This window comes from Exiguobacterium sp. s48, assembly GCF_018617395.1.
In the GTDB taxonomy this organism is placed as follows: domain Bacteria; phylum Bacillota; class Bacilli; order Exiguobacteriales; family Exiguobacteriaceae; genus Exiguobacterium.
This window is the reverse complement of sequence record NZ_JACSKC010000007.1, coordinates 16,942-43,864: the sequence shown is the minus strand read 5'-3', so window position 1 is coordinate 43,864 and position 26,923 is coordinate 16,942. Positions and strand designations below refer to the sequence as shown.

At 48.6% G+C, this 26,923-nt stretch carries 23 protein-coding genes and 2 tRNA genes; all 25 read right to left on the bottom strand.

Annotated features, from left to right (window positions below):
• Positions 1-400: 400 nt before the first annotated feature.
• The gene (gene lysS / locus KNO66_RS14610) at positions 401-1,891 is read right to left on the bottom strand and encodes a lysine--tRNA ligase (protein WP_214743121.1); all 1,491 of its coding nucleotides are present in this window, start codon (positions 1,889-1,891) and stop codon (positions 401-403) included.
• 147 nt (positions 1,892-2,038) lie between these two features.
• On the bottom strand, positions 2,039-2,977 hold the full coding sequence (gene dusB / locus KNO66_RS14605; RefSeq protein ID WP_483299198.1) for a tRNA dihydrouridine synthase DusB: 939 nt from the start codon (positions 2,975-2,977) through the stop codon (positions 2,039-2,041).
• Positions 2,978-3,047: 70 nt separating this feature from the next.
• Positions 3,048-3,545 carry a 2-amino-4-hydroxy-6-hydroxymethyldihydropteridine diphosphokinase gene (folK, locus tag KNO66_RS14600; RefSeq protein ID WP_214743119.1) on the bottom strand — a complete coding sequence of 166 codons (498 nt, stop codon included), beginning with the start codon at positions 3,543-3,545 and terminating at the stop codon, positions 3,048-3,050.
• Positions 3,542-3,907 carry a dihydroneopterin aldolase gene (gene folB, locus KNO66_RS14595; RefSeq protein WP_214743118.1) on the bottom strand — a complete coding sequence of 122 codons (366 nt, stop codon included), beginning with the start codon at positions 3,905-3,907 and terminating at the stop codon, positions 3,542-3,544. The genes folK and folB overlap by 4 nt, the downstream gene beginning before the upstream one ends.
• On the bottom strand, positions 3,900-4,685 hold the full coding sequence (folP, locus tag KNO66_RS14590) for a dihydropteroate synthase (RefSeq protein ID WP_214743117.1): 786 nt from the start codon (positions 4,683-4,685) through the stop codon (positions 3,900-3,902). The genes folB and folP overlap by 8 nt, the downstream gene beginning before the upstream one ends.
• Positions 4,686-4,696: 11 nt before the next feature.
• Positions 4,697-5,515 (bottom strand): aminotransferase class IV, encoded by an 819-nt coding sequence (locus tag KNO66_RS14585; RefSeq protein WP_214743116.1) that lies wholly within the window; start codon positions 5,513-5,515, stop codon positions 4,697-4,699.
• Positions 5,499-6,083: an aminodeoxychorismate/anthranilate synthase component II gene (gene pabA, locus KNO66_RS14580; protein WP_214743115.1), complete on the bottom strand. Its 585-nt coding sequence runs from the start codon at positions 6,081-6,083 to the stop codon at positions 5,499-5,501. The genes KNO66_RS14585 and pabA overlap by 17 nt, the downstream gene beginning before the upstream one ends.
• Positions 6,080-7,459 carry an anthranilate synthase component I family protein gene (locus tag KNO66_RS14575; protein WP_353048577.1) on the bottom strand — a complete coding sequence of 460 codons (1,380 nt, stop codon included), beginning with the start codon at positions 7,457-7,459 and terminating at the stop codon, positions 6,080-6,082. Before KNO66_RS14575 ends, pabA begins: the two co-directional genes overlap by 4 nt.
• Positions 7,460-7,553: 94 nt before the next feature.
• Complete coding sequence (gene cysK / locus KNO66_RS14570) at positions 7,554-8,507, bottom strand: cysteine synthase A (protein WP_214743114.1); 954 nt, start codon at positions 8,505-8,507, stop codon at positions 7,554-7,556.
• 84 nt (positions 8,508-8,591) lie between these two features.
• Positions 8,592-9,521: an Hsp33 family molecular chaperone HslO gene (hslO, locus tag KNO66_RS14565; protein WP_285800765.1), complete on the bottom strand. Its 930-nt coding sequence runs from the start codon at positions 9,519-9,521 to the stop codon at positions 8,592-8,594.
• Positions 9,522-9,540: 19 nt separating this feature from the next.
• Positions 9,541-10,305: a type III pantothenate kinase gene (locus KNO66_RS14560; RefSeq protein WP_074035307.1), complete on the bottom strand. Its 765-nt coding sequence runs from the start codon at positions 10,303-10,305 to the stop codon at positions 9,541-9,543.
• Positions 10,306-10,398: 93 nt separating this feature from the next.
• A complete protein-coding gene (gene ftsH, locus KNO66_RS14555) occupies positions 10,399-12,423 on the bottom strand; it encodes an ATP-dependent zinc metalloprotease FtsH (RefSeq protein ID WP_214743113.1) in 2,025 nt (674 codons plus the stop codon).
• Between the two features lie 105 nt (positions 12,424-12,528).
• Entirely contained in the window at positions 12,529-13,074 is a 546-nt protein-coding gene (hpt, locus tag KNO66_RS14550; RefSeq protein WP_214743112.1) for a hypoxanthine phosphoribosyltransferase, read from the bottom strand.
• A gap of 35 nt (positions 13,075-13,109) precedes the next feature.
• Positions 13,110-14,333, bottom strand: a complete 1,224-nt coding sequence (gene tilS / locus KNO66_RS14545; protein WP_214743111.1) for a tRNA lysidine(34) synthetase TilS — start codon at positions 14,331-14,333, stop codon at positions 13,110-13,112.
• Between the two features lie 68 nt (positions 14,334-14,401).
• Positions 14,402-14,473, bottom strand: a tRNA-Glu gene (locus tag KNO66_RS14540).
• A gap of 9 nt (positions 14,474-14,482) precedes the next feature.
• Positions 14,483-14,559 (bottom strand) — tRNA-Met (locus KNO66_RS14535).
• 142 nt (positions 14,560-14,701) lie between these two features.
• A complete protein-coding gene (locus tag KNO66_RS14530; protein WP_214743110.1) occupies positions 14,702-17,314 on the bottom strand; it encodes a YhgE/Pip domain-containing protein in 2,613 nt (870 codons plus the stop codon).
• 201 nt (positions 17,315-17,515) lie between these two features.
• A complete protein-coding gene (locus KNO66_RS14525; protein WP_012727724.1) occupies positions 17,516-18,028 on the bottom strand; it encodes a S1 domain-containing RNA-binding protein in 513 nt (170 codons plus the stop codon).
• A gap of 74 nt (positions 18,029-18,102) precedes the next feature.
• Positions 18,103-18,477 (bottom strand): FtsB family cell division protein, encoded by a 375-nt coding sequence (locus tag KNO66_RS14520; protein WP_214743109.1) that lies wholly within the window; start codon positions 18,475-18,477, stop codon positions 18,103-18,105.
• A 42-nt stretch (positions 18,478-18,519) separates the two neighbouring features.
• A complete protein-coding gene (locus KNO66_RS14515) occupies positions 18,520-18,792 on the bottom strand; it encodes an RNA-binding S4 domain-containing protein (protein ID WP_214743108.1) in 273 nt (90 codons plus the stop codon).
• A complete protein-coding gene (gene yabN, locus KNO66_RS14510; protein WP_214743107.1) occupies positions 18,789-20,204 on the bottom strand; it encodes a bifunctional methyltransferase/pyrophosphohydrolase YabN in 1,416 nt (471 codons plus the stop codon). The genes KNO66_RS14515 and yabN overlap by 4 nt, the downstream gene beginning before the upstream one ends.
• Position 20,205: 1 nt before the next feature.
• Positions 20,206-21,753 (bottom strand): polysaccharide biosynthesis protein, encoded by a 1,548-nt coding sequence (locus KNO66_RS14505; protein WP_214743106.1) that lies wholly within the window; start codon positions 21,751-21,753, stop codon positions 20,206-20,208.
• Positions 21,737-25,264: a transcription-repair coupling factor gene (gene mfd, locus KNO66_RS14500; protein ID WP_214743105.1), complete on the bottom strand. Its 3,528-nt coding sequence runs from the start codon at positions 25,262-25,264 to the stop codon at positions 21,737-21,739. The genes KNO66_RS14505 and mfd overlap by 17 nt, the downstream gene beginning before the upstream one ends.
• A 45-nt stretch (positions 25,265-25,309) precedes the next feature.
• Positions 25,310-25,867 carry an aminoacyl-tRNA hydrolase gene (gene pth / locus KNO66_RS14495; RefSeq protein WP_214743104.1) on the bottom strand — a complete coding sequence of 186 codons (558 nt, stop codon included), beginning with the start codon at positions 25,865-25,867 and terminating at the stop codon, positions 25,310-25,312.
• A 55-nt stretch (positions 25,868-25,922) separates the two neighbouring features.
• On the bottom strand, positions 25,923-26,879 hold the full coding sequence (locus KNO66_RS14490; RefSeq protein ID WP_012727731.1) for a ribose-phosphate diphosphokinase: 957 nt from the start codon (positions 26,877-26,879) through the stop codon (positions 25,923-25,925).
• Positions 26,880-26,923 lie beyond the last annotated feature (44 nt).

The following is a 26,923-nucleotide window of genomic DNA, read 5'->3' as shown; positions in this document are numbered from 1 at the left end:
CGCCAGCGTTCGTCCTGAGCCAGGATCAAACTCTCCAAAGAATTTGATATAGCTCTTAAATTGACGAAGCTTGCGCTTCATTCAAAAATGATAAAACTTATTTTTGCCTCATCGTTCAGTTTTCAAAGTTCGTCTGTCGCTCTTTGCGACTCTTAAAATAATACAAGTCATCGACACAGTTGTCAACCACTTTTTTTATTTCTTTTCCGCTGCCATCAGCGGCAACGTTTATTACTTTACCCCACACCTCTCATTAACGCAAGGGTTTTTCTTAAAGTTTTTTCAAAAAAGTTTTCCCCCTAGATGATTTCTCCTATTCAATGGCTTACCTACGCGTTTCTTAACTAAATAATAAAAAAAGCCGAATCACACTCTCGTATGATTCGGCCTCTACAATCCATTATTGTTGATGACGCATTGTTGGGAAAAGAAGAACGTCGCGGATTGAAGGTGCGTTCGTCAATAGCATGACGAGACGGTCAATCCCGATTCCGAGTCCTCCTGTCGGCGGCATACCATATTCAAGCGCCTCAAGGAAATCGTTATCGAGTTCGTGCGCTTCATCGTTCCCTGCTTCTTTTTCAAGCAACTGCGCTTCAAAACGCTCACGTTGATCGATCGGGTCGTTTAACTCCGTGAAGGCATTCGCATGTTCACGACGAACGATGAACAATTCAAAGCGATCCGTGAAGCGTGGGTCTGTTTCGTTCTTCTTCGCCAATGGCGACACTTCAACAGGGTGTCCTGTGACAAATGTCGGTTGAAGCAATGTCTCTTCCACTTTCTGCTCGAAGAATTCATTCACGATATGACCAAACGTCATATGATCTTGCACTTCTACACCATGCTCTTTAGCGAGGGCGCGTGCTTCTTCATCGGACATTTGTTGCCAGAAGTCTACACCTGTCTCTTCTTTAACAAGGTCGACCATGTGTGCACGTTTCCAACCGATGCCAAGGTGGATCGTATCTTCACCATATTGTACATCTGTGGTGCCGAGCACTTCTTTCGCCACGTGCGCAACCAATTCTTCCGTCAAATCCATGATGTCATTGTAATCTGCATACGCCTCATACAATTCGATCATCGTGAATTCAGGGTTGTGACGTGTTGAAATCCCTTCGTTACGGAAGACACGTCCGATTTCATAAACGCGCTCGAGTCCACCAACGATCAAGCGTTTCAAGTGAAGTTCGATTGCAATACGCATGTATAGTTCCATATCCAATGCATTATGGTGCGTTAAGAACGGACGCGCTGCTGCTCCACCGGCAATCGTGTGTAACATCGGTGTTTCTACTTCTAAATATCCTTTTTGGTTTAAGAAGTTACGAATCTCCGAAATGATGCGGCTACGTAAAATAAATGTCTGACGCGAATCTTGGTTTGTGATCAAGTCAAGATAGCGTTGGCGATAGCGTTGCTCCACATCTTTCAATCCATGATATTTATCAGGAAGCGGGCGAAGGGCCTTCGTCAATAATTCAAACTCTTCTACGTGAATCGAGAGCTCACCGACGTTGGTTTTAAAGAGCTTCCCTTTCACACCGACGATGTCACCAAGGTCTGAAGATTTGAACAAGTCAAATGGCTCATCACCGACATCATTTTTGCGAACATAAATTTGAATTTGACCCGTCACATCTTGAATGTGGGCAAAGAATACTTTCCCTTTCCCACGTTTCGTCATGATACGACCTGCCAATGTCACTTCGACATCTTGTTCAGCCAAAGCCTCTTTTTCAATTGATTCATACTGCTCATGTAGTTCACCTGCGTGCGCAGAACGATCAAAGCGATGACCGAACGGGTCTAGACCACGTTCGCGCATGTCGGTCATCTTCTCAAAACGAACCTGCATTTGATCATTCATTTCCAACTCGTTGCTCACTATTCCATTCACTCCTCTATCCATATTGGTTTATCCCTAACAAAAAACTGTCGACCCGATGGTCAACAGCACAGCCGAAGCCGTTCATTCGTTGTGGTGCACTTTTTCGCCAAACAAGCTTACCATAAATTAGTTCATTTCTCTAGTTCACACTTCTGACAGTTGTCGCTCAAGTTGATCGACAAACCCATAAAGAACCGCCGCAAACGCTTCGCGTGATTCCGTTTCGTTGATTTGCTTACGAATTGGACCGCTCCCCTTCAACCCCTTCAAGTACCAGGCTGCATGTTGACGCATTTCGCGAACGGCCGTCAGTTCACCTTTGATTGCACTCAACCGATCGAGATGGAGCATACAAATATCGATTTTCTCCCGAGCCTCTGGTTCCGGCGGAAGTTCACCTGTTTCAAGGTACTGAACCGTTTGATAAAGCATCCACGGGTTCCCGAGTGCAGCGCGACCGATCATGACGGCATCCACACCGTATTGGTCGATGACACGCTTCGCATCTTGAGGAGTCGCGATATCACCATTCCCGATAATCGGTACGGTGGCTACTTTCTTCGCCTCGCCAATCCAATCCCAATTTGCAGTTCCTTCATATTGTTGTGCCCGTGTGCGTCCGTGAATGGCAACCGCTGCCGCTCCACCCGTCTGAGCCGCTTTGACGTTATCCAAAATAAAGATATGTTCATCATCCCAGCCGAGGCGCATTTTCACCGTGACCGGTTTTTCGACGACATTGGTGACGGCATTGACCATTTCGTACACTTTATCCGGGTCGAGTAACCACTTCGCCCCAGCATCACACTTCGTCACTTTTGGAACGGGACACCCCATGTTGATATCAATAATATCTGCATTCGTGTTTTGGTCGACGTACTGTGCCGCTTTGACGAGTGTATCTTTCGAACCGCCAAAGATTTGTAAACTGAGCGGTTTCTCCCGTTCATCGACATATAGCATACGCATCGTCCGAGCGTTCTCGAGCAAGATGCCTTTATCGCTCACCATCTCGGCACAAACGAGCCCTGCTCCGAACTCTTTTGCGATCAAGCGGAAAGCGGGGTTCGTCACGCCGGCCATCGGCGCGAGGACCGCACGGTTTTTAATCTCTATGTTTCCAATCTTAAAGCCTGTCAAGACAACACATCCTTCATTTCACCAAATTCGTAAGCAACGATAACTGAACGACATCTTCGCGGTCTATCCTCGGTAACTCGTCAAGCCAAGAAGTGACTGTTCGTCCTTTTACAATTAGTTCCGGTGCAATCTCCGCTAACGGGGCGAGCACAAATGCCCGTTCCTGCATACGCGGATGCGGAACCGTTAAGTGTTCTGATTGTATATCTTCCCCATTATAAAAGAGGATGTCAAGGTCGATGGTACGCGGACCATTCTTAAATAGACGTTCCCGTCCTAATCGTTGTTCGATTTGTTGGAGCGTTTGGAGCAGTTCCTCCGCGGATTGGCGACTCTTCACTTCAACGACCATGTTATAAAACGAAGGTTGCTCTGTATATCCGACAGGGGCCGTCTCATAAACCGACGACTGCTTCGTGACGTGGAGACCTACCCGCTCCATCTCATCGATCGCGGCAGACAATTGTCCAGCCCGATCTCCGATGTTTGCTCCTAATGCAACATAAATCATGACATCCGTCCCCTTGTCATTTCGATTGCCACCGAGTCATAGTGTCCCGGGATGGGTGGATCCGGTTTAATCACTTTAACCGTCACACGTTGAATCAAATCATGATGCGCCAACACGGCTGTCGTGATGCGTTCTCCAAGTGTTTCGAGTAAATTGACCGGTTCACCCGTCACAATGTCTTCCGTCAATTGATACAAGCCGGCATAGCTGACCCCGTTATTCAAATCATCCGAACGTCCCGCAGGCGCGAGGTCCAGTTCACACATTAAATCCACGTGAAACCGTTGCCCGAGACGATTCTCTTCTTCAAATACTCCGTGGTACCCATAAAAGCGCATCCCGTTCACAAAAATTTTATCCACGTCTACTTCCTCCGATCATCGCATCCATCATCTTTGCCGCACGGGCGTTCTCTTTGACATCGTGAACACGCACCCAGTCGCATCCTTTCATGATTCCGAGACACGTCGTCGCGATCGTCCCTTCGAGCCGCTCCTCTGTCGGTAAATCGAGCGTCTGCCCGATAAACGATTTGCGCGACGTACCGAGTAGCACAGGATACCCGAGACGTGTAATCACATCGAGATGGTCCATGAGCTCAAGGTTTTGCGTCACGTCTTTCGCAAACCCAATGCCCGGGTCTAACCAAATGTGCTCATCTTTTACGCCTGCCGCATGCGCGATGTCGATCGATTCTTGCAAGTCGCGGACGACGTCTTCAACGAAATGATGATAATCCCGGTCTTCCCGGTTGTGCATGAGAATGATGGGAACCCCATATTCGAAAGCAACCCGTGCCATCGAGCGGTCTCCCCATTTCGAACCCCACACGTCATTGATGATCGTTGCACCGGCCTCTAATGCCGCTTTCGCAACCGTCGGCTTATACGTATCAATCGAAATCGGAACATCGACTTCTTTTCTCAGTCGTTGAATAATCGGGACGACCCGCTCAATCTCTTCTTCAGCAGAAACAAGGATTGCACCCGGACGCGTCGATTCCCCCCCGACATCAATCGCATCGGCGCCATCTTGAACGAGTTGTTTCGCATGTCGCACGGCCTCCTCGATTGCCGTATATCGTCCCCCATCCGAAAACGAGTCCGGGGTCACGTTTAAAATACCCATGATTTTCGTCATGTTTCCGCCTCCTAACCAATAGAGCGAATCAGTTTCGCCCACACTTCTTTAAATCGACTCCCGTCTTTTCCGGGATAATGATGATTCTGATAATGCGTCACCGGAGCGATTTGTTGGATTGAATTCGTCATCCATATCTCTTTCGCTACAGCTAATTCTGCAAATGTGATTGGTTGCTCGACCACAGGAAAATGTTTCATCACCCAGTTCCGCGTCACACCTGCGAGCGCTCCACTCGAAAGGGGCGTCGTGCATAACACATCATCCGAACCGACCCAAAAGATGTTCGACACGAGCCCTTCCACTACATATCCGTGTTCATCCGCAAACAGCCCTTCAGCACTCTGGTCTTGTAAGGTCCGTTTCCCAAGGATATTGTTCATGTAATGATGCGATTTTAATCGAAATGCTGCTTCTGGACGGCTTCTTGGGAACGGGATCGATTCGACCTGTTTCTCCTGTGGCTCGACTGCTTCCGGCAGTGGTTTGACGATCATCGTGACGTTCGGCGCCTCATAACGCCCGGCATGAAGACCAAGTGGCGCAACCCCTGCCGATACGTTCAAACGGATATAGAGGTTGGGTGCATCGTTTTGCCGGCACAGTTGCTGAATCGCCGCCTCGATGTCTGCTTTCGTATACGGAAAGTGAATCCACAACTCATCGAGACTCTTCATCAAACGCTCCCAATGGGCATCGAACAGAAAAGGGACGGAATTGTATGTGCGAAACGTCTCGAACAATCCCATTCCATACAAGAAACCATGATCCTCAACCGGGATCCATACTTTTTCTCGTTCGATTACCTCCCCGTTATGCCAATACCACATGACGATACTCCTCAATAAAGTTTTGAATCATGTCTTTTCCATGCTCGGTCAAAATCGCTTCAGGGTGATATTGCACCCCTTCAATCGGAAGTGTTCGATGACGGAGCGCCATGATTTCCCCAGTCTCCGTCTCTGCAGTGACTGCGAGACATTCCGGTAGAGACGAACGTTCCACGGCTAACGAATGATAGCGGGTCACAATGGTTTGTTGAGGAATACCTTTGAAAATCGACTTTCCGTCATGTTGAATCTTCGATGTTTTTCCATGCATGAGCCGCTCCGCATGAATAACTTCTCCGCCGAACGCTTGCGCAATCGCTTGATGACCGAGGCAAACCCCTAAAATCGGAATACGGCCTGCGAACGTTTGGATTGCTTCGATACTGATTCCCGCTTCGTTCGGTGTACAAGGACCTGGAGAAATGACAAGATAGCTCGGGGCAAGTGCCTCAATCTCTTGAATCGTGATTTCATCGTTTCGATACACGACCAGTTCTTCACCGAGTTCCCCAAAATACTGCACTAAGTTATATGTGAATGAGTCATAGTTGTCGATTAGTACAATCATGTCGTCTCCTCCGTTAGTTGTTTCGCTGCCCATAGCGCCTTCGCTTTGGACAGTGATTCTTCGTACTCAGAAACCGGGTCCGAGTCGATGACGATTCCTGCTCCGGCCTGAACGTATGCCATCCCTTCTTTCACGACCATCGTTCGAATGGTGATGTTAAAGACGAGGTCGTCGTCCCAACTTAACCATCCATATGACCCGGTGTATAATCCCCGGCGAACTGGTTCGAGTTCTTCGATAATTTCCATCGTCCGGATTTTCGGAGCTCCGGTGATCGTGCCACCTGGGAACATCGCTGCCAGTGCTTCGGCTCCTGATATGTCTTCGCGAATCGTGCCACGTACGTTCGAGACGATATGCTGTACGTGTGAATACTTCTCAATCACCATCAATTCATCGACGTGTACACTGCCATATGCCGCTACCTTGCCAAGGTCGTTCCGTTCGAGATCGACGAGCATGACGTGTTCCGCCCGCTCTTTCTCGTTTTCAAGAAGTGTATTGGCCAATTCCAAATCTTCCGCATCATCTTTCCCACGTGGACGGGTACCCGCAATCGGGCGCGTCGAGATGTCAGATCCGTGCTTTTCGATCAACAGTTCCGGTGAAGCGGAGACCATTGTCAAGGCATCATCCACAAAGTATCCCATGTACGGAGATGGATTCATTTGACGAAGCGTATCGTATACACGACGCGGATCGGCGAGAAGTGGTTCAGATTGACGAACGCTCAAGTTCACTTGGAACACGTCCCCTTCCACAATATATGACTGAATCCGCTTGACTGCCTCCACAAATTCGTCCTGAGACATGGAACGCGAACGCTCGACAGGCAATTGTTCAGTCGGCTTGAATGCAAAATGGGATTCGACGTTCCACATGGCTGCCAATCGATCCGCTTTACGTTCAGCATCACCCTCTGCCGTGACCATCAAGTAAAGGATCGAACTCTCCTCGTCGAACACAGCTACTTCGTCAAACAAAAGAAACGAGACGTCCGGCGTCGATAAATCATCCTCTGCCTGATCAGGGAGTCGTTCAATCGTTCGAGCCACGTCATAGCTGACATACCCAATCATGCCACCGAAGAAGGGGGGTGCCCCTTCCGGTCGTTCAGCCTCAAAACGTTGTCGAACTTCACTGACCAACTCGAGCGGTTTCCCATACATCGTTTCAGTTGTTTCCCCTACATGCAAAAGACCGACACCATCTTTTACATGGAAGCGACCGAACGGTTCGATGCCCGCAATCGTATATCGTCCCGCCCTTCCACTTTCTAGCCATGCATGGTACGGCTGGTCTGCCGTCAACGTCATATATGCCTCATACATCTTTTCTTTCGTCATCCGCTTCGTTCTGAACGCTGTCGATCTCACTGGTCATTCCTCCGTCTATTCATTCATGCCTTTTATTGTACACAAGAAAAGGCAGCAACCGAAAGAGAATGTCTCTCGATTACTGCCTGAATTGTTATACGCGACTTTCGTTTGATTCTTCATCGAATTGATAAAGCGGTGTGCTCAAGTAACGTTCCCCGTTTGACGGGATAATCGCCAATACATTTTTCCCTTTACCGAGGCGTTTCGCCGTATCAAGTGCCGCTGCAATGGCGGCCCCTGAAGAAATCCCACCGAGGACACCATTCGTGCGTGCCGCTTGGCGAGCGTACTCAAACGCTTGCTCTGTCGTGATTTGAAGAACACCTTCATAAATCTCTGTATCGAGGATTGATGGAACGAATCCAGCCCCAATTCCTTGAATCTTATGAGGTCCCGGCTTCCCGCCCGATAAGACAGGTGAATCGACCGGTTCAACGGCGAGAATTTTGACGTCTGGGTACTTCGCTTTCACGACTTTACCTGCACCGGTAATGGTACCGCCTGTCCCGACACCCGCAATGAGCGCGTCCACAGAAAGTCCTGATTCTTCAAACGCCTCCACAATCTCAGGTCCCGTCGTCATTTCGTGGACGTTCGGGTTGGCTGCGTTGTTGAATTGTTGCGGGAGGAAGTAGCCATGTTTCTCTGCTTCTTCCGTGGCGCGACGAATCGCACCACCCATCCCTTCAGGTCCTGGGGTTAAAATGAGTTCGGCTCCATATCCGCGAAGGAGGTTCCGGCGTTCCATGCTCATCGTCTCAGGCATGACGAGAATGGCCGTATATCCTTTTGCGGCACTAACCATGGCGAGACCGATACCTGTGTTCCCGCTTGTCGGCTCGATGATGGTATCACCCGGCTTCAAGATACCATTTTTTTCAGCCGCTTCGATCATAGCAAGGGCAATCCGATCTTTGACGCTTGATCCTGGATTCATATATTCGAGCTTCAGATACACGTTGGCATCCTCTGGTCCAGTCATCCCATTCAATTTCACAATTGGGGTCTTTCCAATCAAGTCTGTTACTGAGTTTACGATTCGCATTCCATTTCCTCCTTCATAATTCCGACTATTCCGATATTGTTATCATACCCTATCGAATTGAAAATATGCAATTTGGAACGTTGCTTACGATTGCGCCTGTCCTTTCATCGTCTCTAACTGTTCAGCTGAGAAATGATACTTTTCACCACAGAAATGGCAAACTGCCTCGGCTCCGCCATCTTCTTCAATCATCTGACGAATCTCTTCTTTTCCGAGACCGATAATGGCGCTTTCCATTCGTTCACGACTGCATGTGCAGTTGAACTGAATCGGGTTCGTGTCGAGGACATCGAGGCTGTCACCAAGGAGTAATTGAAGCATTTCTTCTGGTGTTTTTTCTTCCCCGATTAGGACAGATACGGGTGGGAACGTTTGAAGCGCTGTTTCGAGCGCTTGAACCGTCTCTTCAGATGCATTCGGAAGTAACTGGACGATGATTCCGCCTGCAGCAAGAATGGATTCGTCTTCCGGTAAGACGAGGACACCTGCTCCGACGACTGATGGCACTTGTTCAGATGTTGCGAAGTAGTACGTGAAGTCTTCACTGATTTCGCCCGTTTGAATCTCTGAAGATCCTCCGACATAGTCTTTCAATCCTAAGTCTTTGATGACGGAAATCGTTCCTTTCCCGACAGCTTCACCGACTTTCAACTTCGTCATCCCTTGTTCGTTGACGAATGTTCCGCCATCGACACGCGGGTACGATACGTATCCACGGACATCTCCTGCTGTATCTGCGTCCACGATGATTTTCCCGATTGGACCATCACCTTCTACTTTAAGCGTGACGCGCGCTGCACCTTTTTGCATCGCTCCAATCATCGAGCCGATTGTCATCGTCCGTCCGAGGGCAGCTGAAGCAACCGGTGTCGTCTGGTGACGAAGTTGAGTTTCATACACCGTTTTTGTCGTACGTGCAGCAAAGGCACGGACTTCTCCGTTAAAACCGAGGGCACGAACGAGATAGTCATCTTTCATCTGATCGAGTAATGCTTGTTGTTCTGTATGAATCATATGATTTAACTCCTTTAGTTTACTTTTGATTGCGCTCGTAAATGAGACGAAGGCCTTCGAGTGTCAGGAACGAATCCACATGGTCGATCGTCTCTGCATGTTCACTGATCAATCGTGCCAGTCCGCCCGTCGCAATGACGGTCGCTTCACCGACTTCGCGCTTCATTCGATTCACAATACCATCCACTTGGGCCACATACCCGTAATACGTTCCGGACTGCATCGCTTGAATCGTGTTCTTTCCAATGACTGTCGGTGGGGTCGCCAATTCAATCCGAGGTAGTTTAGCGGCACGCTGATAGAGCGCCTCCACTGAGATCATGATACCCGGTGAGATGATTCCGCCATGGTAACGACGTTTCTCATCGATGTAACAATACGTGGTTGCCGTTCCAAAATCAACAATTATGAGCGGACCGTCATATTTGGCGATCCCTGCTACCGCGTTGACAATTCGGTCGGCCCCGACTTCGCGAGGATTCTCGACGTGAATGTCCAACCCTGTCTTCACACCTGGTCCCACAACGATTGGACGTACATTGAAGTATCGTTGTGACATTTGTTCAAGTGGGAAAATAACAGGAGGTACGACAGAGGATAAGATGACACCTTCGACTTGATCGAACGAGACGTTCGAATGGTCGAATAGCGATTTCACAAGCATGCCGTATTCATCCGTTGTTTTTGTACGATCGGTTGAGATGCGCCAATGGTGTACGAGATGATCTCCATCGTACATCCCGAGAACAATATTTGTATTTCCAACATCAATCACTAAAATCATGATATAGTTCCTCACTTTGTTGTCAATTGCAGTTCGCTCGAATTATAACACGAAAAAAGACGAATGCCTCGTGAAGGGCATTCGTCTCATTCATTAACGTGATTCGTTATTCGGACGTTCTGTCGGTGTCGCTTCTGGCTTATCGCCTTCAGGTACGACATCCGGCTGGCTGTCCTGGACAACTTCAGGTTGATCGACGACTTGACCGTGTTGAACGGCTGCCTCATCTTTCTTCGCTGCGTCGTCCGCATCCACCGATCCATCCACGTCCTCTTCCGGCTCATGCGGGAGATATTCGCGTGTCTTGATCAAATGACGAATCTGTTTCGAGTCGAGCGTTTCGACATCAAGCAACGTCTTCGCAACGAGTTCGAGATCTTCGCGACGTTCTGTCAAAATCTGTTTCGCTTTCGCGTAACAGCGATTGATGATGTCTCGAATCTCCAAATCGATTTCTTGCGCGATCGCATCGGAGTAGTTCTGCTCTGTCTGGAAATCGCGACCAAGGAAGACTTGTCCGCCATGGTTTGAACCGAGTTGGAGCGGTCCGAGTTTATCACTCATCCCGTAATCCATGACCATCTTACGTGCGATACCAGTCGCACGTTGGAAGTCATTGCTCGCCCCGGTCGACACTTCACCAAAGATGACATCTTCAGCGACGCGCCCACCAAGAAGACCGACAATCTTGTCTTCGAGTTCTGGTTTTGTCATGAAGTAACGATCTTCTTTCGGAAGCATGACGACATATCCGCCCGCGTTTCCGCGTGGAACGATCGTCACTTTGTGTACTTCATCCGCATTCTCAAGCTCGAGACCGATGATTGTGTGACCTGCTTCGTGATATGCAACAATGTTGCGCTCTTTTTCCGAGATGATGCGGCTCTTCTTCGAAGGACCGGCGATGACACGGTCAATCGCTTCTTCCACATCAACCACTGAAACGGCTGTACGGTTCGAACGTGCCGCAACGAGCGCTGCTTCGTTCAAGAGGTTTTCTAAGTCTGCCCCAGAGAAACCAGGCGTACGTTGTGCGATCGACTTCAAGTCTACCGTCGAATCGAGTGGCTTGTTGCGTGCATGGACTTTCAATACTTCTTCGCGTCCCTTGACATCCGGACGATCGACCGTGATTTGACGGTCAAAACGACCTGGACGAAGGAGGGCTGGGTCAAGGATATCCGGACGGTTTGTCGCCGCAACCATGATGATCCCTTCGTTATCACTGAATCCATCCATCTCAACAAGGAGTTGGTTCAATGTTTGTTCACGCTCATCGTGTCCACCACCGAGACCGGCACCACGTTGGCGACCGACCGCATCAATTTCATCGATGAAGATGATACATGGTGCATTCTTTTTCGCGTTTTCGAATAAGTCACGAACACGTGATGCCCCGACCCCGACGAACATCTCAACGAAGTCCGAACCTGAGATCGAGAAGAACGGAACACCGGCTTCACCGGCTACCGCACGAGCCAAGAGTGTTTTACCTGTCCCTGGAGGACCAACGAGTAAGACCCCTTTTGGAATACGTGCGCCGAGTTTCGAGAATTTGCGAGGATCTTTCAAGAATTCAACGACTTCAATGAGTTCTTGCTTCTCTTCGTCCGCCCCAGCCACATCTTTGAATGTGACGCGACGTTTTTCTTGGTCGTATAGTTTCGCCTTCGATTTTCCGAAGTTCATCACACGACCACCACCGCCACCACCTTGCGCCTGGTTCAACAAGAAGAAGAACAAGATGAAGATGATAATGAACGGTAAAATCGCGAAGACGATGCTGAACCAACTACTGTTCGATTCAGCCTCCTCGATTTGAATATCCGTATTCGCACGAAGCTGCGTTAATACATCCGCATATTCCGCTTCGTTCGCTGGAATGTTTGTTTCATAACGCTGGTCTTCATCTCCTGTAAGATCGCCTGTAATCGAGATAGCCCCCGGGATTTCTTGTACGGTTGCCGTCTCAATCCGATCATCTTCCACATATTGTAGGAATTTCGAATACGAGAGCGTTTCACTCTGACTATTCGGATTCTGCAAATATTGAAGGAACAAGATCAAGGCTAGGAAAATCACACCAAAAACCAATGTGTTTTTCACTGCACGATTCATTCTCTGCCTCCTATTCCGAGAAACGATGTTCTCGCCCATTCAGTATATGCCTATACTTTGGGGATTTCCTTTATCTTACCACGTCACATTTTCAAAAGAAAAACGTTAGCCCCCGTAAACGCTCGGTTTGAGCACACCGACGTAAGGAAGGTTACGATATTTCTCTTCATAATCGAGACCGTAACCGACAACGAATTCGTGTGGAATCACGAAACCGCTATAGTCTGCTGATAAACCATTTTTACGACCTGTCGGCTTGTCGAGAAGCGTGACAATCTTCACAGACTTCGCTTTACGGTATTTAAGAAGATCGACGAGGTAACCAAGCGTCAATCCACTATCAATAATATCTTCTACAATCAAGATGTCGCGTCCTTCTACAGATGTATTTAAATCTTTCTCGATTTTTACTTCACCTGTTGAAGAAGTTCCTCCGTGATACGTCGACACGTCCATGAAGTCCATCTCTAAATGGATATCCATTTCTTTGACGAGGTCGGACATGAACGGCATCGCACCTTTTAATACACATACGAGAAGCGGAAACTCTTCTTTATAGTCTTCGCTCAGTGTTCCAGCGAGTTCTTTCACCTTTTCTTGAATCTCTTCACGTGAGATTAAAACTTTCTCCATATCGTTCATTAATGACATCTTGAAATCCTCCTCTTTCTGTTTCGACACAATCATCATTTTACCATTAATCGTAGGCAAATCGCATCCGACTTGTCTAGAAATTCTGAAACTCTTACTCCAACAATCGCGAGAATTTGTCCCGAGGCGTCTTCGAGTAGTGGAAGTGTCGGGCGAATCGTCCGCTCAATCTTTTCATCGATTAAAATGCGTGCTACTTTTTTCGATCCCACGTTCAAGCGCATTCGGTCTCCCGGTGCAATCGTGCGAACGGTCAGCGGATAAGAAATTTTATCTAGCGGTATACCTTCTTGCCCTTCTACGACAGATAACGAAACCGTATGCTCCCCAAATTGAATCACCGTCGGCAACGATTCGATTTCAATCGGGGGAAGTTGATTGATGTTAAGGTTCTGTTCAAGTTTAAGTACCCCATTCCGCTTCGTCATGAACCAATCTCCCGTCAAATGATAGATTCCGGTATCTTTTCGGCTCACGGTTAGCTTCTCGATTGCCTCACCGACCTCTACCCCATAACGACGGGATAGCAAGCGACCGACTGTATATCGATCAAGGGAAGATAGATGCGCAACATCCACGAGTTTCACATGAAACGCTTTCATTTCGAATACTACGTATTCATCGATCCAACGCTCACATAATGCATAGCGCGCATACCAATCGGCACGGGCCCGTTTCGCCGTTTCACTGACTTCATGCACCACGTTCGGCCACATCTCTTTCAACCGTGGCACAATTTCATGTCTGATTCGATTTCGTAAATACGTCCGCTCCTGATTGGTCACATCTTCTCGCCACTCAAGTCCAGTCATTCGCGCATAATGGATCAACTGTTCTTTCGTTTCCTTCAATAAAGGACGAATCAATACACCGTTACCGAACGGTCTGCTCTCCGGGATCCCTTTGACCTCCTGCACGTTTCGGTATAGTTGAATGAGCACCGTTTCCAACTCGTCATCCGCGTGGTGGGCCGTCGCCAACGTCTCGTATCCATATTCATTCATGATGTCTTCAAAGAATTGATACCTGGCTTCTCGATAACGAGCCTGTGATCCTCTCTTAAACTCGAGAGATGTTCCATGAAACGGAATCTGATAAGATGCCGCGACGTTCGAGACGAACGTGTACTCCTCATCCGATGCTTCACGTAGACCATGATGGACATGTGCTACCGCTACATCCCATCCCTGTTTGACGAGTCGATCTAACAACACAATGGAGTCAACCCCGCCGGACACGGCGACGAGTACTTTTCTCATGCATTCCCTCCTTGATATAACAAAAGAAGCCATCTCAATTGAGATGGCTTCTTTTCGCTTAGGTTAAGTGACCCGTACGGGATTCGAACCCGTGTTACCGCCGTGAAAGGGCGGTGTCTTAACCGCTTGACCAACGGGCCTAAATAAAATGGTAGCGGCGGAGGGAGTCGAACCCACGACCTCACGGGTATGAACCGTACGCTCTAGCCAGCTGAGCTACACCGCCATGTTATTGTTGTGTCCTAAGCACATTTTCTATAATAACCAGTCACCATCCGAGTGTCAATTCTTTTTTTATATTTTTTTAATAAAAAAATCGTGCATAGTGTCGTCTTCCTCACTATACACGATTTTATACTGTTTTTACATCATGCTTCTGATGCGACTTGGCGATATTTTTTCTTCCATGCGATTCGGAAGTACGCCCATAGTAATGCGAAACATCCAGCAGCCACAAACGCTAAATAGATGGTCGCTGTCTGCAAGTATTGTGCACCGTCCGCTGATAGAATTTCTTTATATCCGGCAACCGTATACGTCATTGGAAGTAACGCATTGAACGGTTGCAATGCTCTTGGAATCAATTCGAGCGGGAACGTTCCGGCAGAAGTCGTCAATTGTAAAATCAATAAGACGATCGCCACGAAACGTCCAGGGTTTCCGAGTGTTGTGACGAGTAGCTGCACGATAAAGAGGAACGTGATGCTCGTCAACCAGCTGAACCCTAGGAATTTCAATGGTTCACTCACTTCAAGGCCTAATAGTTGCACCATGGCCACATCGAGAATCAAAGCTTGTAAGAATCCGACGACGACGAGGACACCAGACTTCGACAATACCCATGATAGACTACGCTTCGGACGTCCTGCTGGATCGTATAGTGGATAAACGATCGAGAGAAGGAGTGCCCCAACGAAAAGTCCGAGTGACATGAAGTACGGCGCGAATCCTGTACCATAGTTCGGCACTTCGTGGATCGAATTATCGACGAGCGATACCGGTCCCGCCATCATCTCGACGTTGTCATCCGTTAAACCAATGTCTGCATCTTTCGCACCTTTTACTAGAGCGTCACGAAGTTCATCACTACCCGATGCAAGATCTTTCATACCGTCCGCGAGTTCTCCGCTACCGTTTGAAAGTTCTTGTCCTCCGTCCGCGAGTTGATTGGCACCATCTGTCAACTTGCTTGTTCCAGCTCCGGCACTCTTCGCGCCATCTGCCAATTCGCGGCTACCAGATTGCAGTTTTTGACCGCCATCCGCCAACTGATTCGCACCACTTGCTAACTCACTTGTACCAGAGCTCGCACTCTTCGCGCCATCCGCAAGTTTTTCGCTTCCTTCGGACAGCTGTCCCGTTGCGGCTACGAGCTTTTCGCTTCCTGTCGCGAGTTCAGTTGTTCCACCTTGTAATTGTGTGGCACCTTGGTTCAGTTTCGAGCTCGCTGACACGAGTTCTTGTGAACGGTCGGCCGCCGTTTGCGTCCCTTGTTCGATTTGACTTGACCCGCTTGCTAGCGCGTTTGCACCTTCAGCCAACTTCGTTTGACCTGTGTTCAAGTCAGAAAGGCCGGCTGATAGTTTCCCAGCACCCGCTTCTGCTTGCTCAAGACCTGAAGCGAGCGATGTTTGTCCATCCTTCACTTGGGTCGCGCCAGCAGCTAATTGATCAAACCCTGCCACCGTCTCTTGCTTCCCTTCGCTTAATTGTGCAGCGATGGCTTGAAGCATTTCAGGTGATGCGGATTGACCCGACTCAGCAAGTGCGGTTAATTGTCCAATCAACTCATCTTGCTTCGTGGTCAATTCAGACTTCATTTGACCAATTCCATTGACGACTTCGGTCTGACCCGCGATCAGTGCCGCATTGCCATCCTTCGCTTTTGTCAATGCACCCGCAAGTTGAGTCGCACCATCATTCAATGCAGATGCGCCTTCTTTCGAGCGATTGATCCCTGCAGCGAGGTCTTGAACGCCTTGATTCAACGTCTTCGCACCCGCGTGAAGTTCATCTAGTTTTGATGCGAACGCACCTGTTCCTTCGACGAGTTGACTTGTTCCGTCTTGCAACGCGGAAGCGCCATCGTTGACACGATGAACACCGTCCGCAAGAGAGGCTGATCCACTGTACACCTGCTGACTACCGTCAGCGAGCGCGGCAGATCCGTCAGCCAATTGAGCCACTCCATCGTTTAGCTGGCTTGCTCCATTAGCGAGCTCACGCTGTTTCGAAGCGAGTAGTTTCGTTCCATCCGCAAGTTCAGATGAGCCGTCGGCTAACTGAGTTATTCCATCATTTAGCTGACTTGCCCCGTCTGCGAGCTCGCGCTGTTTCGAAGCTAATAGTTTTGTTCCATCTGCTAATTTGACAGCACCGTCTTTCGCTGACGTTGAACCGTCCGCAAGTTCCGTTGCACCGTCCGCAGCATCGCCGAGTCCGTCAGCCATATCGTTCAATCCATCTTTCAATGCACTGACGTACTGTTTCGAAACTTCGGTCGAAAGCTCTGCTTTGACTTGTTCCATTGCAGAACCGCCGATTTGAGCGGCTAGGAAGTTATACGATTCGTTCGCAATATACTTGAGCTCCAATCGCTCCGGATGTTCATCTAGAGCGGTCGTCGCTTTCTCCGAAAAATCTTCTGGAATCTCAATGGCCATGTAGTAATCATGGTCTTTCAGTCCAGATTCTGCTTCTTTCTTTGTCGTCTCGACAAACTCGAAGGCCTCTGAATCCAGTAGCTTGTCGATGAGGTCATTCCCGACCTCTAGCGACTCCCCTTCAAACGATGCCCCTTTGTCTTCATTGACGATGGCGACCGGTAAATCTTTCATCTGTCCGTATGGATCCCAAAAGGCCCATAAGAACATACCGGCATACATTAACGGTACGAGCGCGACTGCGAGAATCGGAACCAACACACGTGGGTTCTTAAAGATACTCCGCCACTCCGCCGTCCACAGTTTCCATCCATTCATTTTTCTCTCCACCTTCACTTATAAAACATAACTATTTTTTCATGTTCCTTATTTTGCCCCCTTCTTCGAAAAAAAGCAACCATTTTAGTTCTTTTTCATAATTTTTTTACACAGAAAAAAAGCCATGAACGAAAATGTTCATGGCTCGTCTTATTCAAGACCTATATGGTTACGAGTAGAAGCTAATTGGTATACGAAGGATTACCCGCGCTTGGCTCCGCGTCCACCGCGTTTTGAGTCTGTTTGACGTTTCAACGTCGAAAGACGCTCGTCGCTATCTTTCAAGAACTTGCTCATCAACGTATCAAACGTTTCTGGCTCACGGCGTTGTTCACGACGACCACCACCACGTGGGCCGCCACCGCGTGGACCACCGCCACCGCGTGGACCGCCTTGACCTGGGCCACCTGGACGTGGACCACGAGAGAAACGCTCACCAGCTGGACGTTCAGGACGCTCAGGACGTTCACTTACAGGACGATCGACTGCTTTTTTGATGGACAACCCGATTTTCCCATCATTTTCGACGTTCAACACTTTTACCGTGACTTCCTGACCGACTGTCAACACTTCGTTAATGTCTTTGACGTAAGAGTCTGCCACTTCACTGATGTGTACTAATCCTGTCTTGCCATTTGGGAGCTCGACGAACGCTCCGAAATGCGTAATCCCTGTAACCTTACCTTGTACCTTGCTTCCTACTTCAATTGACATAAAATAATGTACTCCTTTTTTGATTGATTCTTTACAATTATACGAGTCGTTTCCTTAACGGTCAACGAACCAACTTATTCCTCAGGGGAGAAGTAGAAAATAATCTCGCCATCTTTAGAGAAAAGGAGCTCGTTTCGCGCCAAGTTCGCGATATAATCCTCATCCTGTAAACGTTCCGCTTGCTCTTTCAATTCGTCCTGCTCGGCTTGTTGCTCCCGCAATTCCACTTTCGCTTGTGCGTAAGCTTGTTGTTGATCCGATACATATCCCACTTTCGAGAAGTAACTCTGTCCAATCAATACCATGACAAATAGAAAGAGAAGTGAGGCTGCCGCCAAGCGACGTCGAAGATGAACTCGTCGACGATGTGTATCTTTTTCCAGCTGTTCTCTACGCTCATCTAACGCTCGAATGCGCCGTTGTCGATCCATCGGATTACGTCCGTTCATCGCCTCATCCTCCTCCTCTTAATACACTAAGTATACTTTTTTTTACGTGTTGATACTACCGTCCATCTTCTCTTCTTTAAGTAAACGATACATTTCCTTCGCATCTTCTTTACGAGCGTGTTCTGCGATTGAGTCAATGACGACTGTGACTAGTTTATTCCCGAAGCGAATTTGTAATTCATCTCCGACTTTTACTTCTGTACTCGCCTTGGCAACCTGCCCGTTCAACTGAATCCGTCCTTGATCCGCTACTTCTTTTGCCAACGTACGTCGCTTGATTAGACGTGACACTTTTAAAAACTTATCTAGTCTCATAAACCTTTCTCCTTTGCCTCGTTCCAAAGCGCATCCATCTGTTCAAGTGTCATCTGTTGAAGGTCACCCTTCGCTTCCATGTACTCGAATCGACGTTTGAACTTTCGGTTCGTCTGTTCTAATGCTTGCTCGGCATTTAGCCCGACATATCGTGCGATGTTCACGATGGAGAACAATACGTCCCCAAGCTCTGATTCATCGCTTAGTTCTTCATGCCACTCCTTCAACTCTTCTTCAAGTTTTTCGAAGGCACCGGATACATCATCCCACTCAAATCCGACGTGAGCCGCTTTCTTTTGAAGTTGCTCCGCTCGCATCAATGAAGGTTGGTCGATGAGAACACCATCGAGATGCGATTGTTTCTTTTCCCCTTTTTCCGCTTGTTTAATCGTGTTCCAGTTTTTCACAACGTCAGAGGCATTTTCGACGGTGACTTCTCCAAAGACATGCGGATGACGGCGCACCATCTTTTCACTGATTGAACCGATTACGTCACGAATATCGAAATAGCCTTCATCCTCTCCGATTTGGGCATGCAACATGACTTGTAGCAACACATCGCCGAGTTCTTCGATGATGGCGTCGTCATCTTCTGCATTGATCGCTTCAATTAACTCGTACGATTCCTCCAATAGATATTTGCGAAGGGATTCGTGTGTTTGCTTACGGTCCCACGGACAACCATCTGGTCCACGTAGTGTGGCGATGATTTGTTTGAGTGTCGCAAAATCCTTCGCCAAATACGATTCATCAGTGAGCGGCGGAACGTAGAGCGTCGTCAAGTTATTCACTTCCGCTATCCGGTCCATCTCGAATAACGGAATGTGCTCGATTCGTTCCTGTGTCGTGCCTGCAGCTGTCACAAGGGTGACAGGATGTTCATCCGGATATCGTTCCATCAGTTGAACTTTGACATCTCCCGCTACGAATCCATCGTACACTTGTCCGATGAGCACATGTTGAGTCACCTGCAAACGTTCAAGATCGAGTGCAGTCGCATCGAGCAGTTGAAATCCATTGATCGGATCGATTCGAAGCGCCTGGAACATGGCATCGAGGAAACTTTGTCCTCCGAGCACATGAAGGTCGGCTCCGCGTTCTACTAGTAACTCAACCGTGCGTTCTGCGACGAACGGATGACCCGGTACAGCGTACGTAATGGCCATTTCTTCACTTTTATTCAATAATGTATCGACAATTTGATCGTACACCGCCTCAAACGTATCGCTCGATTCATAAATTGAATCAAATGACTCGAATACGAGTCCCTCCGACTCTAACTCTTGAACGACCGGGTGTTCTTTCGTGCGCAACCAAACGAGCGGTTGCTGTTTTAAATGGCGGTACACCCCGAGCGGTAATTGATTCAACTCACCGGACCCGAGTCCGACCACCGTGATTGTATAACCCATATTAGTTCTCCTTTTTTTCAAACATACCGAGTAGACGACTGCCAAACGGAATCAGCTCCCATTCAGAAACTGACAACATTCGTGTGCTCGATAATCTCCATATATAGAGGACAGCTCCGCTACATACCATAACGATTAACCAGCCAAAGGCATCCACTCTTGAATGAACCCATTCCTGACCTAGCCAGTTTAACACGGCAACGAGAATCAGCATGGGGACAAGCGCTTTCCATAGTGACTTATAGTGTTTCGACCGAAACGACCCGAGCGGGATCGAGCGGTCGAGTGCCCGAAAGTTATAAAATGCCATAGCGAAAAATCCAATCGATGTCCCGATTGCCGCGCCTTCAATTCCGTAACTCGGGACGAGCCATGCGTTTACCGCACTCTTCACTAAAATCGCAACGACCATACTACGAGCCGCTACCCATTCCCGGTCAATCGCCTGCAAACAGGTCATACTCGCAATCGCCAAGGAGGCGGCAAACGTGCTCGTCGCTAAGAAGACAAGGGCTCTCGTCCCGGATTCGTCTTCAAACAAGGCCACGTTCAAGAAAAACATGACTCCCATCAATCCGATGGTCGCCGCGCCAGCAATCGCCGTCGTCACACGAATCATCGAACGAAGTCCCTGTGTCGTCTTTTGTAGATGTCCCGCTCGATAATGACGAACGAGCGTTGGTACATTCGCCATCCCAATGGTCGTCGTGAACAGAATGGCAAACTGAACGAGTGGATATCCTCGGTCGAACACACCTTTGCTCACTTTTGCATCATACGTCCCCCCCATCAAATTAACGATGGTGAAGGAATCGACCAGTTGCATCCATAAAATTCCGAGCGAGGCGAATCCGACCGCAAATCCTGTCGTCAGCAAGATGCGAAGTCCACTTTTAAAAGTAGTGCCTCGCACTTTCACAATCCGGACCCCTTGCGTGCGATAAACTAAAAAGGCAATTGCCACAATCCCGCCGATAAGTGTCGCACCATATGCGTATTGACTGAGCACATATGCATCTTTTCCAAGACGAACCCCGACCCATAAAAGCGTCAACATGACCGTCACGCGGACAAAGTTCTCGAGCACTTGTGACCATGCGCTCGGTCGCAAGTCATCTCTCGATTGAAATGCGCCGCGCAACACGGCTGACGCCGGCATGAGTAAATAACTCAAACTAATCACGCGTAGCGCAGGAGCCAACTGCTCATCTCCGAGCCACTTCGCGAGAGTCGGGGCGAACAGCCATACCGTGACGACAAGAAGGGAGGATAATGACAACAGAGCGTAAAAACTTCCCCATAGCACCTCCAACTTTCGGTTCGTCCCTTTCGCACCGACACCAATTTTCGCAATCACGACCGGCATCGCATAAATACCAAGTGACGCCACGATGGCAGCGAATGGATAGACGGTTTGATAGGCATAAAGCCCGAAGTCCCCCGCTAAGTTTTGATACGGGACACGATAGGCGAAACTGATCAGTTTCGATACGTAGCCGGCAAGGGCGAACAGAACGACGCCTTGCGCAAACTTACTTGGCGACCGCATCGCCTACCAACCGCTTCATTAGTTCTTCTAATACAGTATCGGCATCATTCAAGAGCTCTGTTAGCGGCATCCGACCGCTGAGTGATAGTTTCAAGGCACCATCTTCTTGACCGACCCCGAGTTTGCGACCGAGCGGCATCGTCCATTCCATGAAGGAGGATACATCTAGCGCTGTCGTCGACTCCTTCGATAAGACAATCTCGATACGCCCTGGTGTCTGCTTGATTCGACTCACTTTTGCCAGTTCTCCATAAATACGTAAACGTGTCAATTGAATGAGAAGTGCGACCGGTTCCGGAAATTCGCCAAATCGCTCAATCAGTTCATCTTGAAGGGCGAACAACGCGCTCGGCGTATCCACGTATTTGAAACGTTTATACATTTCAATCTTCAATTCACTATCTGACAAGTAGTCATCCGGAATATAGGCATCCGCTTGGAAAGTAATCTCCGGTTTAAAGACAACTTGTTTCGCTTGTCCACGCATTCGATCTTTCCGTTCTTCGATGGCTTCAGAAAGCATTTGCGAGTACAAGTCGAAACCGACCGAATCGATGAATCCGGACTGTTGTGCACCAAGCAAGTTCCCCGCTCCGCGAATCGATAGGTCGCGCATCGCAATCTTAAATCCACTACCGAGCTCCGTGAACTCTTTGATGGCCTGAAGACGACTTTCTGCCACTTCCGTCAAGCGCTTATCCTTCCGATATGTGAAGTACGCATAGGCGATTCGATTCGAACGTCCGACACGACCGCGGAGTTGATAAAGCTGAGACAGCCCCATCTTGTCCGCATCGTGAACGATGAGGGTGTTGACGTTTGGAATGTCGATTCCCGTCTCGATAATTGTCGTTGAGACTAAAATATCCGCCTCACCTTCAAGGAAGCTGATCAACTGGCTCTCGAGCTCACTTTCCGTCATGCGCCCGTGCGCCGTAGCAATTCGTGCATCTGGCAGTAAGGCCCGGATCTCTTCTGCTTTCCGTTCGATTCCTTCGACACGATTATAGAGGAAGAACGCCTGTCCCCCGCGAGCGAGTTCACGCTCGAGCGCTTCACGCAAGACGATGCCGTCATATTCCATAACGTATGTTTGGACAGGATAGCGATTCTCCGGTGGTGTTTCTAAGACGGATAAGTCACGAATTCCAATCATCGACATATGCAGTGTCCGTGGAATCGGTGTTGCCGTCAACGTGAGGACATCGATGTTCGTCTTCAACTGTTTTAGACGTTCTTTATGTTTGACGCCGAACCGTTGTTCTTCATCGATGATGACGAGACCGAGGTTGGCGAATGTCACGTCTTTTGATAACACGCGGTGTGTCCCGACGACGATATCAATGGTACCTTCTTTCAAACCCTTCTTCGTCGCCGTCATCTCACTCTTCGACCGGAAACGACTCATGACCGATACGTTGATTGGAAATTCGCTGAACCGCTCGAGCATCGTTTCATAATGCTGTTGGGCGAGGACGGTTGTCGGGACAAGAAAGGCTACTTGTTTGCCGGCGAGCACCGCTTTAAACGCAGCCCGGATTGCCACTTCCGTCTTCCCGTATCCGACATCTCCACATAAAAGGCGATCCATCGGACGCGAGCGTTCCATATCCGCCTTGATTTCTGCAATCGAACGGACCTGGTCCTCTGTTTCGGCATAAGGGAAGGATGATTCAAACTGATCCATCTCTTCGTCATCTGGTGGAAATGCAAACCCGACCGAAGCCTCTCGTGCCGCGTACAGTTTAATGAGTTCATCCGCAATGTCTTCAACCGATTTGGCAACCTTTGATTTTACTTTCTTCCATTCCGTGCCGCCAAGTTTATAAATCTTTGGTTCTTTCCCTTCGGCGCCGACATATTTTTGGACGAGGTCGATTTGGTCGACCGGCACGTAGAGGGCGTCATCGCCCGCATAGACGAGGTGCAGGTAATCTTGATGAATCCCGCCGACCTCAATCGTTTTAATCCCAAGGTACTTCCCGATTCCGTGGTGAACGTGAACGACATAATCGTTCGGCTTCAGTTCTTGGTAACTCTTGATTCGTTCCGCGTTCGTCAAATTCTTCGTCTGACGTTTTCGTTTCGTCACACGCTTGAACAACTCTTCTTCTGATACGACGACGAGACGGCTCGTCGACAGTTCGAATCCCCCTTCGATTTGACCGATGATGACCGATACACGTCTCGGTTCTAATTCTCCATCGACATTCGTGAATGTCGAGGCAATGCCGTAGTCGGAAAGCAACGCTTCGATCTTATCGGCACGTGATTTATCGCCCGCAAGCACGACAATACGTTGATCATTTTGCTGCCATCGCTCGACTTCCTGCTTCAACAAATGCATCTGACCGTGGAACGCCGGTAGCGGACGACAGCTCAAATGGACGGTGTCACTCTCCGGAATGCCCGATCGACGGGACGGGAGTAACGAGAACGCCACTTGCTTCAAACTACGAAACACCTTATGCATCGGGACGGCGAGCGTGTAATTGCTGACGGCTTCTCCTTTTTCGATGAGTGAAGAGAACCACTCCGCTTCTTCTCTGTCCTGTACATCCGCCGCGTCATCGATTCGCGCCACTTCATCTAGAATCAAAACAGCCTCATCACCTACATAATCAAGGAGTGTCGATTTATAGAGAATCGGCGAATATTTTCCGACTTTATCTGGGAAATCGCCTCGCTCAAGCCGTTCGATGTCCGTCACAACACCTTCTTCAAGAGCTTGTCGAATCACTTCGTTCTCAATCAATTCCACCGTTCGGTCATATTGCTTCCGAAGCGCACTTCCCGCTTGTTTCAGTTGTTCCTCTGTTGCGATAAACTCGGTCGCCGGTGTGATACACACTTCCCCCACTACACCGAGTGAACGTTGTGTTTCCGCATCAAACGTAAAAATCGAGTCGATCTCGGTATCGAATAAGTCGATCCGGTACGGACGTGCTTCCGTGAGTGGATAGACGTCCAAAATACTGCCTCGTACGGAAAATTCGCCAGGCGTCGTCACTGTCGCCGTCCGTTCATACCCCATTCCCGTCAATTGCTTCGAAAAGTGTGCTAAATCAAGATCACTTCCCGGCTTCAACATGACACGACTATCCTGCCACGCATTCGGACTTGGCATATAGCGTCGCAATCCACCGAGTGGAACGACAACAACGCCTCCTGTTTGGTCAAGGAGACGGGTACGCGCATCGATGCGAGCTGCCAACAGCTCAGGACTGGACGTTAGTGACAATTCTCCAGCTAACGTTTCATCGATTGGATATAAGAGCGTTTTGTCCGGGCCAATGAGAGATTCCAGTTGATCGAACATTTTTTGTGCTTGATACATATTGTGTGTCACGACGACGAGACGTCTCGATGACGATTTCACAAGTCCGGCGAGGACGAGAGCTTTCGCGCTAGTCGTCAGTCCCGTCACTAATTGACGTTCCACTTTTTGAAGTCTTTCACGAATGACATTCGTTTCAGGTAGTGACACCATAAATCTTTCTAAAGCATTCATTTGTTTTCCTCCAACTCATACGACAAAAAAGGGTGCAATGACCCTTTAGTTGTATCGATTCATCAGCGCCAGCCAATCTGTGTCTACAAAATCAGTGGCTGCGGTTACGGCGTGGTCGAGTGTTTCGTTCAATTCCGGCAACTCGTCTTTACGATAGTTCATCAACACCCAGTCCACAACTTTGATTGGATGTGGTGGACGTCCGATTCCGAGCTTTAATCGTTTGAATTCAGCCGTTCCTAAATGTTGGATGAGTGATTTGATTCCATTATGACCACCCGCGCTCCCTTTCGGACGGAAACGAAGCTTACCAGGCACCATATCTAAATCGTCATAAATCACTAATAAATCGTCAATCTCAATTTTATAATAATCTAAAATGGGACGGACGGCTTCACCGGATAAATTCATGTACGTCAACGGTTTCACGAGTACAACACGCTCACCATTGATTCTTCCCGTTCCCATAAGGGCATTAAACTTCGCTTCATTCAACGAGATGCCATGCTTTTCGGCGAGACGGTCAATCGCCAAAAATCCAACGTTATGTCTGGTCATCTCAAACTTTTTCCCGGGGTTCCCGAGACCGACGATGCATTTCATATCATTACCTCCTGAACAAAAAAGCCCAAAGGCGAATGCCTCCGGGCCTCGTTTTTTAATCGAATAGAGTACTGACCGATTTGTGCTCGTGGACGCGCATGATCGCTTCCCCAAGTAAATGGGCAACCGACATTTGCTTGATTTTGCTTGAGCATGGACGACCCGTCAAATCGATTGTATTTAACACAACCAATTCTTTGATCGATGAATTGTCGATACGCTCCATCGCTGGACCAGAAAGGACTGGATGCGTACAAGACGCATATACTTCTTTCGCACCTGCTTCGACGATGGCATCCGCCGCAAGTGTGATCGTACCTGCTGTATCGATGATGTCGTCGATTAGAATAGCTGTTTTCCCTTCGACACTGCCGACGATGTTCATGACTTCGGCGACGTTTGCTTTCGGGCGGCGCTTGTCGATGATGGCAATCGGCGCTTTCAAACGTTCTGCCAATTTACGTGCGCGTGTCACGCCACCGTGATCTGGAGAAACGACCACGATATCTTTCGCTTGAAACTCTTCTGTTTCGAAGTAAGTCGAGATGAGCGGCACACCGAGTAATTGGTCAACCGGAATATTGAAGAATCCTTGGATTTGCGCTGCATGCAAGTCCATCGTGATGACACGTGTCGCACCTGCCACCGTCAAAAGATCAGCGACAAGTTTCGCTGTAATCGGCTCACGTGAGCGTGCTTTACGGTCTTGACGTGCGTACCCATAATACGGCATCACGATGTTAATCGTACGGACGGAAGCACGTTTCAGTGCATCGATCATAACGAGTAACTCCATGAGCGTTTCGTTTACAGGTGAGCTCGTTGATTGGATGACATACACATCATCTCCACGAACACTTTCCTCGATGTTGATATAGAGTTCACCGTCGCTGAAACGTTTGACTTGGCAATCGCTGAGCGGGACACCGATTTCTTTCGCGATTTCTTCAGCAAGCGGGCGGTTCGAGTTTAAGCTAAATAGACGAATTTCTCGTTCGTATACAGTAGACATGTTTAGGATTCTCCTCCATCGTTTTCCATAATGATTGGCAGCAA